This is a genomic window from Saccharopolyspora montiporae (genome assembly GCF_015209505.1).
GTDB lineage: Bacteria > Actinomycetota > Actinomycetes > Mycobacteriales > Pseudonocardiaceae > Saccharopolyspora > Saccharopolyspora montiporae.
This window is the reverse complement of sequence record NZ_JADEYC010000025.1, coordinates 59168-69531: the sequence shown is the minus strand read 5'-3', so window position 1 is coordinate 69531 and position 10364 is coordinate 59168. Positions and strand designations below refer to the sequence as shown.

The 10364-nt window shown below is 70.3% G+C and carries 7 protein-coding genes; 6 read left to right on the top strand and 1 reads right to left on the bottom strand.

Annotated elements, in window-relative coordinates:
* The first annotated feature begins 205 nt into the window (after positions 1–205).
* The 6 genes from IQ251_RS15210 (at position 206) to IQ251_RS15185 (ending at position 9451) form a co-directional block, all read left to right on the top strand.
* Entirely contained in the window at positions 206–1357 is a 1152-nt protein-coding gene (locus tag IQ251_RS15210) for an alkaline phosphatase family protein (RefSeq protein ID WP_193929245.1), read from the top strand.
* Between the two features lie 237 nt (positions 1358–1594).
* Positions 1595–3073: an FAD-linked oxidase C-terminal domain-containing protein gene (locus IQ251_RS15205; protein WP_193929244.1), complete on the top strand. Its 1479-nt coding sequence runs from the start codon at positions 1595–1597 to the stop codon at positions 3071–3073.
* Positions 3073–4320, top strand: a complete 1248-nt coding sequence (locus tag IQ251_RS15200) for an FAD-binding oxidoreductase (protein WP_193929243.1) — start codon at positions 3073–3075, stop codon at positions 4318–4320. The genes IQ251_RS15205 and IQ251_RS15200 overlap by 1 nt, the downstream gene beginning before the upstream one ends.
* On the top strand, positions 4317–5630 hold the full coding sequence (locus IQ251_RS15195) for a (Fe-S)-binding protein (protein WP_193929242.1): 1314 nt from the start codon (positions 4317–4319) through the stop codon (positions 5628–5630). Before IQ251_RS15200 ends, IQ251_RS15195 begins: the two co-directional genes overlap by 4 nt.
* 383 nt (positions 5631–6013) lie before the next feature.
* The gene (locus tag IQ251_RS15190; protein WP_193929250.1) at positions 6014–7228 is read left to right on the top strand and encodes an acetyl-CoA C-acetyltransferase; all 1215 of its coding nucleotides are present in this window, start codon (positions 6014–6016) and stop codon (positions 7226–7228) included.
* 12 nt (positions 7229–7240) lie between these two features.
* Positions 7241–9451: a 3-hydroxyacyl-CoA dehydrogenase NAD-binding domain-containing protein gene (locus IQ251_RS15185; RefSeq protein WP_193929241.1), complete on the top strand. Its 2211-nt coding sequence runs from the start codon at positions 7241–7243 to the stop codon at positions 9449–9451.
* Here IQ251_RS15185 and IQ251_RS15180 read toward each other — a convergent pair.
* Positions 9432–10325 (bottom strand): MurR/RpiR family transcriptional regulator, encoded by an 894-nt coding sequence (locus tag IQ251_RS15180; RefSeq protein WP_370591419.1) that lies wholly within the window; start codon positions 10323–10325, stop codon positions 9432–9434. The genes IQ251_RS15185 and IQ251_RS15180 overlap by 20 nt on opposite strands.
* Positions 10326–10364 lie beyond the last annotated feature (39 nt).

The window sequence follows — 10364 nt, the reverse complement described above, 5'->3', positions numbered from 1 at the left end:
TACGGCGGGACCACCGAGATCATGAAGGAGATCATCGGACGTTCCATGGGCCTGTGAGGCTGATTGCAGCATCGGAACTTTCCTGTCACCGGTGACAGGAAAGTTCCCATGCTGTCACCGCCGTGCGACGATGCGGACGTGGCCGCCCGGATGATGCGGGGGCGGTTGCTGGTGCTGCAGGTGGGCCGGCCGGAAGGCAGGGCACGTGGACTGGATCGTCGCACCGGATGCGCGGGGACGCGGACTGCCCGATGTGTTGCCGTCGGCGCTGGCGGCGCTGGGCGTGCGCGGATTCGCCGACACGATCGGGTTCGGCAGCTGCCGCTCGGTGCTGGTGCTGCTGGTGGACGGCATGGGCTGGGACCTGCTGCGCAGCCACGCCGCCGATGCCCCGTTCCTGGCTTCGCTGGCCACGGCGCCTCCGCTGACGGCGGGCTTCCCGACCACGACGACGACCAGCATCGCCTCGCTGGGCACGGGGCGCGCTTCCGGCGAGCACGGCATGGTCGGCTACACCTTCGCGGGCCTGCCGGGGGAGTTGCTGCACCCGTTGAGCTGGTGCGCTCGCGATGCCGCCGGGCAGCGGCGCGACGTGCTGGCGGAGTGGCCGCCGGAGCGGGCGCAGCCGTTGCCCACGGCTTTCGAGCTCGCTGCCGAGGCCGGGGTCGATGCGCGGATCGCGGTGCCGGAGGAGTTCCGCGGTACCGGGCTGACCCGGGCGGCGCTGCGCGGGGCCCAGTTGCGCGGTGTGCGGGCTGCGGGCGACTTGGCCGCCGAACTGCTGTCGGCGACCCGGACGGCGCGACCGGCGCTGTGCTACGGCTACCACGGTCACCTGGATCTGCTCGGGCACGTGCACGGTCCCGGCTCGGAGCCGTGGCGGTTGCAGCTGGCGCAGGTCGACCGCCTGGTGGAGGGGATCGCGCAGCGGCTGCCGAGCGCAGCGGTGTTGGCGGTGGTGGCCGACCACGGGATGGTGCCGATGCCGAGCTCGGCGCTGATCGATGTCGACGCCGAGCCCGAGCTGCTGTCCGGTGTCCGGTTGCTGGGTGGGGAGTCCCGCGCCCGGCACGTCTACGCCGAACCGGGGGCTGCCGACGAGGTGCTGGACCGCTGGCGGGAGCGCATCGGTTCGGCAGGCGCGGTGCTGTCCGGTGTGGAAGCGGTCGAGCGCGGCTGGTTCGGGCCGGTGGTCCCCGGCCGGGTCCGATCGCGCGTGGGCGACGTGCTGGCGGTGCTGCGCGAGGGCGGGGTGGTGCGGTCGGTGGTCGAGCCGAACGAATCGAAGCTCCTCGGTCAGCACGGTTCGCTCACCGCCGCCGAGCAGTACGTGCCGGCCCTGCTCGTCTCCGGCTGATCCGGCCTGCGGAGTCAGCGGCCGCCATGTGATTCGAGGCACAATGCGGGGGAGCGGTGATCGCGGTTCCGTTGCGGGAACGGGCTTGGCCGCTCGCGTGGTGCCGGGGCTGCAGGCGGTGGTGGTCGTACCGGATCCGAATCTTGGCCACCCCTTGTATCCATGCTCCGCGGCAGCCTAGGGTTCCTACGTACGGAATAGCGATTTCGTAATGCGGAAGCTCTCGGAGGGCCGAGCATGCAATCGACCGAATCCCGTCCGGGCGCGCTCGATCACGTCATCAACCGGTTCCGCGAGATCCTCCGGCCCGACTCGCTGATCACCGACCCCCAACAGCTGCGCACCTACGAATGCGACGGGCTGGCCAGCTACCGCGTGATCCCCGCGGTCGTGGTGCTTCCCGAGACCGCCGAGCAGGTGCAGCACGTGGTGCGCGCCTGCGCGGACAACGGCGTCCCGTTCGTCGCCCGCGGCTCCGGCACCGGCCTGTCCGGCGGAGCGCTCCCGCACGCCGAAGGCGTCCTGCTGGTCACCGCGCGGATGCGGCAGATCCTGCACATCGATCTGGCCAACGAACGCGCCGTCGTGCAGCCCGGGGTCATCAACCTCGACGTCACCCGCGCTGTGGCCGCCGACGGCTACTACTTCGCCCCGGACCCCTCCAGCCAGCAGGTCTGCTCCGTCGGCGGCAACGTCGCCGAGAACTCCGGCGGTGCGCACTGCCTGAAGTACGGGTTCACCACCAACCACATCCTCGGGCTGGAGGTCGTGGCCCCGGACGGCGAACTGCTCGAACTCGGCGGCAGCCGCGAAGCCCCCGGCTACGACCTGCTCGGCGCGTTCATCGGCAGCGAGGGCACGCTCGGCGTGGTCACCGCCATCACCGTCCGGCTGCTGCGCGCCCCCGAAGCGGTGCAGACCTTGCTGGCCGGATTCCCCTCCACCGACGAAGCGGGCGCGGCGGTCTCGGCGATCATCGCCGACGGCGTCACGCCTGCCGCCATCGAGATGATGGACGCGCTGTCCATCGAGGCAGCCGAACAGGCCGTGCAGTGCGGATACCCGGCAGGGGCCGGTGCGGTGCTGGTCATCGAGCTCGACGGGCCCGCGGCGGAGGTCGCGCACACCTTCGAGCAGGTCAAGCGGCACTGCGACGAGCACGGCGCCTTCGAGATCCGCGTCGCCGCCGACGACGCCGAACGCGCCACCATCTGGAAAGGGCGCAAATCCGCCTTCGCCGCGGTCGGCCGGATCAGCCCCGACTACATCGTGCAGGACGGTGTGATCCCGCGGACCGCGCTGCCGGAAGTGCTCGGCCGGATCTCCGCGCTGTCGGCCGAGTCCGGGGTGCGCGTGGCCAACGTCTTCCACGCCGGGGACGGCAACCTGCACCCGCTGGTGCTGTTCGACGGTTCGGTTCCCGGTGCCGAGGAGCAGGCCGAAGCCGTCTCCGGCGCGATCCTCGACCTGTGCGTGGAGCGCGGCGGCTCGATCACCGGCGAACACGGTGTCGGCGCCGACAAGGTCACCTACATGGGACGCATGTTCACCGCCGACGACCTCGACACGATGCAACGCGTGCGCTGTGCTTTCGACCCGGCGAACCTGTGCAACCCGGGCAAGGTCTTCCCGACGCCCCGGCTCTGCGGCGAAGTCCCCGGGCCCCGCCGCGGCGTGCACCCGCTCACCGAAGCAGGATTGGCGGATCAGTTCTGATGGTCAGCACCACGCACGACGCCGCCGGCGAGGCGCTCACCTCCGCACTCGGCACAGCACACGTCCGACCGGCCGACCCCGGGACGTCCGCCGCGGGCCGGACCCCGCGATGGATCGTCACCGCCAGCAGCACCGAGCAGATCTCGACAGCGCTGCGCCTGTGCGGCGAGCACGGGCTGGCCGTCGTGCCGAAGGGATCCGGCAGCAAGCTCGACTGGGGCGCTCGTCCCACCGGCGCCGACGTGCTGCTGGACACCTCGGCGAACACCGGTGTGCGCGAGCACGCCGCCGGCGATCTCGTCGTGCACGCCCGCGCGGGCACGCCGCTGTCCGAGGTCAACGCCTCGACGCGCGTCGCGGGGCAGCAGTTGGCCATCGACCACCCGCTGCCCGGGGCGACCCTCGGCGGCATCGTGGCCACCGCCGCGGGCGGCCCCTGCCGCCACCTGTTCGGCGGCGTGCGCGACCTGCTCATCGGCATCACCGCCGTCCTGGCCGACGGGACCGTCGCCACCTCCGGCGGCAAGGTCGTCAAGAACGTCGCCGGGTACGACCTCGGCAAGCTCTACACCGGTTCCTGGGGGACGCTCGGCGTCATCACCGAGACGATCTTCCGGCTGCACCCGCTGGCCGAAGAGCACCGCTGGGTGTCGATCACCTGTCCCGACCCCGCCGATGCCGCCACCGCCGCTGAGGCGGTGCGCAGGTCGCAGGCCATGCCCACCGCCGTGGAGATCGACCGGCCCGCTCCCGGTGCTCCCGCCGAGGTCTGCGCCCAGCTGGAGGGCAGGGCCGACGCCACCGGAAGCCGCGCGCAGCACCTCGCCGACCGCCTCGGCGGCCGGGTCCTCGACGCGGCACCGCCCTGGTGGGCCGCCTACCCGTTCGATCCCGCGACCGGCATCGGCATCCGCGTCGGCTTCGCCCCCGCCCGGGTGGACCGGCTGCTGCGGCTGGCGGAGGAGAGCCCGGTGCCTCCAGCGGTGCGCGGCGCCGCCGGACTCGGGGTGCTGCATCTGGGCCTGCCCGGTGACGCCCCCGCCGAACATGTGGCCGAGCTGCTGACCCAGCTGCGCGCGGACTGCGACTACGCCGCGATCGAGCGTGCCCCCGCCGCCGTGCACGCGCTCGCGGACCCGTTCGGCGACGGTTCCGCCGGACTGCGTGCTCTGCTGCGCCGCACGAAGGACCAATTCGACCCGCAGCACAACCTCGCCCCCGGACGGCACGTGGGAGGAACTCGATGACCAGCGATCCCCTCGGCGCCTTCGACGCGTTCAACCCGCCGCAACGCAACCTCATCGACGACTGCGTGCACTGCGGGTTCTGCCTGCCCGCCTGCCCCACCTACGAGTTGTGGGGTGAGGAGATGGACTCTCCGCGCGGGCGGATCTACCTGATGAAGGAGGGGCTGGAAGGCGAGCCGATGACCGACAACATGGTCGGTCACTTCGATGCCTGCCTGGGCTGCATGGCCTGCGTCAGCGCCTGCCCGTCCGGGGTGCAGTACGGCACGCTGATCACCGAGACCCGTGCGCAGGTGGAGCGTCGGCACGAACGCCGTCGCTGGGACCGTGCGCTGCGCGCGGCGATCTTCGCCATGTTCCCGTACCCCCGGCGCATGCGCGCCGCCCGCGTCCCGCTGGCGCTGTACCAGCGCACCGGGCTCAAGCGGTTGGTGCACCGCAGCGGCCTGCTCAACAAGCTTCCCGCGCACCTGCAGATGATGGAATCGCTGGCTCCGCCGGTCCGGCGTGCGCCTGCGCTCGGCCACCGGGTTCCGGCGCGGGGGCGCAGGCGCGCGGTGGTGGGCATGGTGACCGGATGCGTGCAGGACGCCTTCTTCCCGGACGTCAACGCCGCGACAGCCCGCATCCTCGCCGCGGAGGGCTGCGACGTGGTGATCCCGCCCAGCCAGGGCTGTTGTGGGGCGCTGAGCGAGCACTCCGGGCGGGAGCAGGAGGCCGAGCGGTTCGCTCGCGGACTGCTGGACCGCTTCGCCGAGGCCGAGGTGGACTACGTGGTCATCAACTCCGCGGGATGCGGCTCGACGCTGAAGGAATACCCCCGCCTGCTGCGCGACGACCCCGAATACGCCCGGCGCGCCGAGCACTTCGCCTCGCGGGTGCGCGACATCAGCGAACTGCTCACCGAGCTGGGGCCCGTCGCCGAACGGCACCCGATCCCGGTCAGCGTCGCGTACCACGACGCCTGCCACCTCGCGCACGGCCAGGGCATCCGCAGCCAGCCGCGCGAACTGCTGCGCGCCATCCCCGGTCTGGAGCTGCGCGAGATCAACCGGCCGGAGCTGTGCTGCGGCTCCGCGGGCGTGTACAACCTGCTCAACCCGCAGACGGCGGGCGAACTCGGTGACCGCAAGGCGGCCAATGTGCGCGATACCGGTGCGCAGCTATTGGTCACCGCGAACCCGGGGTGCTCGATGCAGATCCGGTCCTCGTTCGAGCGCAGCGGTGAGCAGCTGGCGATGGCGCATACCGTTCAGGTGCTGGACGCCTCGATCCGCGGGCTGGGGGCGGGGTCGCTGCTGGGCTCCTGACGCGTGCCGGGTGTTCCGCCCCGGCGGGCGGGGTCGGCCCGGTGCGTGGCGCGGTCCTCGTGCGTGATCCGCTGCGGCACGGACACCTGCGCGGTGCGAATATTCCCTGATCGAATGATGCGAACGGTTGTTCGGTCGTGGATCATGAATGTCGGGGCCGTTGGCGGGCTGCGTTGTTCCGCCAACGTCTGCTCGGGCGTCCCCATGACTGCGTGCCCCGGGGGCACGGTTCGGTGTGTCCGCGCGTTGCGCGCCGGGCGCGCAGTCGTTGACGTCCACGTCCACGCGATCCCGTCCGGTCGGCGCGGTGGGCATTGACTATGACAGTGCCGGTGTCACACTTTGAGTGGAGCACCTGCCGCAACGAGGAGGCACGCCACAACATGTCCGAGGCGTTCGTCTACGACGCGATCCGCACTCCCCGCGGTCGCGGTAAGCAATCCGGGGCGCTGCACGGGATCAAACCGATCAGCCTGGTCGTGGGTCTCGTCGAGGAGCTGCGGCGCCGGCACCCCGACCTGGACCCCGAGCTGATCGACGACCTGGTCCTGGGTGTCGTGACCCCGGTCGGTGACCAGGGCGGTGATATCGCCAAGACCGCCGCACTCGCCGCCGGTCTGCCCGAAACGGTCAGCGGAGCGCAGGTCAACCGCTTCTGCGCATCGGGGTTGGAAGCCGTGAACCTGGCCGCGCAGAAAGTCCGGTCCGGGTGGGAGGACGCCGTGCTGGCCGGCGGCGTCGAATCCATGTCCCGCGTGGCCATGGCCAGCGATGGCGGAGCCTGGGCGATGGATCCGGAGACCAACCTGGAAACCTCGTTCGTCCCACAGGGGATCGGCGCCGACCTCATCGCCACCATCGAGGGCTTCGACCGCGCCGCGGTCGATGCCTACGCCGCCGAATCGCAGACCCGCGCCGCCAAGGCATGGGCCGATGAGCGCTTCGGGCGCTCGATCGTGCCGGTCACCGACCGCAACGGCCTGCCCGTGCTCGACCGCGACGAGCACATCCGGCCCGGTACCACCGCCGACGCCCTCGGCGGGCTCAAGCCGTCCTTCGCCGACATCGGCGAAATGGGCGGTTTCGACGCGGTGGCGCTGCAGCAGTACCACTGGGTCGAGGGCATCGACCACGTGCACACCGCGGGCAACTCGTCCGGCGTCGTGGACGGTGCCGCCCTGGCGCTGATCGGCAGCGAGAGCCTCGGCGAACGCACCGGATTGCGTCCCAGGGCGCGCGTCGTGGCCACCGCGCTCAGCGGAGCTGACCCCACGATCATGCTTAACGGTCCCGGCCCCGCCGTGCGCAAGGTGCTGGACAAGGCCGGAATGAGCATCGACGAGATCGACCTCGTCGAGATCAACGAGGCGTTCGCCGCCGTCCCGATGAAGTTCATGAAGGACTTCGGCGTCAGCGCCGACAAGGTCAACGTCAACGGCGGTGCCATCGCGATGGGGCACCCGCTCGGCGCCACCGGGGCGATGATCCTCGGCACCCTCATCGACGAGCTGGACCGCCGCAACCAGCGCTTCGGACTCGCCACCCTGTGCATCGGCGGTGGCATGGGCATCGCGACTGTCGTCGAACGGATCGGCTGAAGGACAACGAACATGAGCGAGCAGAACACCATCCGCTGGGAGTCCGACGCAGACGGCATCGTCGTGCTCACCCTGGACGATCCCGAACAGCAGGCCAACACCATGAACGGGCGCTACCAGCGCTCCATGGACGAGACGCTGGCCCGCCTGGAGGCCGAACGCGACACCATCACCGGCGTGGTCCTCACCTCCGCCAAGAACACCTTCTTCGCCGGAGGCGACCTCCGCGAACTCGTGCAGGCAGGTCCGGACGACGCCGCGCAGGTCGCCGCGTCGACCGCCTCGGTCAAGGCGCAACTGCGCAAGCTCGAAACGCTGGGCGTCCCGGTCGTGGCCGCGCTCAACGGAGCAGCGCTCGGTGGCGGCCTGGAGATCGCACTGGCCTGCCACCACCGGATCGCGCTGAACAAGTCCGGAGCCCGATTCGGCTTTCCCGAGGTGTCCCTGGGACTGCTGCCCGGCGGCGGTGGCGTGGTGCGCAGCGTCCGGATGCTCGGCATCGCCGACGCGCTGCTGAACCTGCTGCTGCAGGGGCAGCGGCTGCGCCCGGAGAAGGCCGTGGAGAACGGGATCGTCGACGAACTCGTCGACACCCCAGAACAGCTGCTCGGCGCCGCCAAGGACTGGATCAAGGCCAATCCGGAAGCCGTGCAGCCGTGGGACCGCGGTGGGCACAAGATCCCCGGTGGTACGCCCGCCAGCCCGAAATTCGCGGCGAACCTGCCCGCCTTCCCGGCGAACCTCCGCAAGCAGCTCAAGGGAGCTCCGCTGCCGGCGCCGCGCAGCATCATGTGCGCCGCAGTGGAGGGCGCGCAGGTGGACTTCGACACCGCGCTGACGATCGAGGGGCGCTACTTCGTCGAACTCGTCTGCGGGCAGACTTCGAAGAACATGAGCAAGGCGTTCTTCTTCGACCTGCAGCACATCAACTCCGGGGGGAGCCGTCCGAACGGCGAACCCGAGTGGAAGGCCGGCAAGGTCGCCGTCCTGGGCGGCGGCATGATGGGCGCAGGCATCGCGCACGTCTGCGCCAAGGCCGGGATGCAGGTCGTGATCAAGGACGTCACCCGGGACGCGGCGGACAAGGGCAAGCAGTACTCGGTCGAGCTGATGGACAAGGCCGTCAGCAAGGGTCGGTCCACCGAGCAGCAGCGCGGCGAACTGCTCGACCGCATCACCCCGACCGCCGATGCCGCCGACCTCGCGGGTTGCGACCTGGTCATCGAGGCGGTTTTCGAGGACCCGACGGTCAAGCACCAGGTCTACGCCGAGGTGCAGCAGGTTCTCGGCGACGACGTGCTGATCGCCTCCAACACCTCCACGCTGCCCATCACCACGCTCGCGGAGGGAGTGCAGCGGCCCGAGGACTTCATCGGGCTGCACTTCTTCTCACCGGTGGACAAGATGCCGCTGGTCGAGATCATCCGTGGTGAACGCACGAGCGACAACGCGCTGGCCAAGGCGTTCGACGTGGTGCAGCAGATCAACAAGACGCCGATCGTCGTCAACGACAGTCGGGGCTTCTTCACCAGCCGGGTGATCGGTACCTTCGTCAACGAAGGCGTCGCCATGTTGGCCGAGGGGATCGCCCCGGCCTCCATCGAGCAGGCTTCCGCGCAGGCCGGTTTCCCGGCCCCCGTGCTGCAGCTGTTCGACGAGCTCACACTCACGCTGCCGCGCAAGATCCGCGACGAGACCAAGCGGGCGGTGGAGGACGCCGGCGGCACCTGGGTTCCGCACCCTGCCGAAGGCGTGCTGGACCGCATGGTCGACGAGTTCGGGCGCAAGGGGCGTTCCAGCGGTGCCGGCTTCTACGACTACGAGGATGGCAAGCGGGTCGGGCTGTGGCCGGGCCTGTCCGAACACTTCGCGGCCGATACCGCTCCGGAAGTCGAGTTGGCAGACCTCACGGAGCGGATGCTGTTCGTCGAGGCGCTAGAAACGGTCAAGTGCCTGGACGAAGGGGTGCTGCGGTCGGTTCCGGACGCCAACATCGGCTCGATCTTCGGGATCGGTTTCCCGCCCTGGACCGGTGGGGTGGTGCAGTACATGAACGGCTACCCGGGTGGCCTCGCCGGCTTCGTCGCTCGCGCCCAGGAACTCGCCGCCCGGTACGGCGAACGGTTCGAGCCACCGGCCTCGCTGGTCAGCAGGGCCAAGGCCGGGGAGAGCTTCGACGAAGGCGAGCCCGACGCCGGGATCGTCAGGGCGACTGCCGCCTGATGTCGGAACCGGTGTAGACGCCGAACTCGTCGAGGAGTTCTTCCTCGACGAGCAAGGCGGACCGTGCCTGAGCCCCTCGCGCGGCGGCGACCTCCGTGGCCAATGCCTGCACTACCGAGGTGAACGCGGTCAACGACCGCAACACCGAAACACCGGTGGTGTCCAGGTAGAAGACGTGGTCCGCATCGCCGGCGAGGGGCGAGGCCGGGTTGTCGGTCAGTGCGACGGTGGTCGCACCGCGGCGCTTGGCGATACTGAACGCGCGCACCGTGTCGGTGCTGTACCGGTGGATCGACAAGGCCGCGAAGCAGTCACCGGGCGCAACCCGACGCAGTTCGTCGGTCAACATCCCCGGCGTCTGCCCCAGCACCGCCACCTCGTCCCGGACGAGACGCAGCAGGTAGCCCAGCAGGAAGGCGGGAGCGAAGCACTTCCGCAGTCCCATCACGTGTACACCGCGGGCATTGCCGAGTGCCTGGACCGCGCCGTCCCAGCTCGGCCGGTCCACTCTGGACGCGCTGCGGGCGAGATTCGCCTGGTCGTAGCTGGTTGCCAGCTCCAGCGGATCGCGGTCGTGGTCCACCACCGATTCGAGGTTCGACAGCCGGCGCAGCAGTTGGGCTTGCTCCTGCAGGCGTTGCCGGCACAACCGCGTCAGGCCGGGGTAGCCGTCCAAACCGAGGCTGGAGGCGAACCGGACGACGGTGGATTCATTGACGTCCACCGCGTCGGCGAGCTCGCTGACCGTCATGAACGCGACCCCTTCGGGATCGGACATGATCCGCTCAGCCAGCAACCGCTGCGACCGGGTCAGCGTGTTCAACCGGTCGTGCAGCACGCCCACCAACGCGTCGTAGTTCTGCGGCGCTTCCACGGATTGCCTCGCTCACCTCGGTTTTCGATGCGCTCGAAT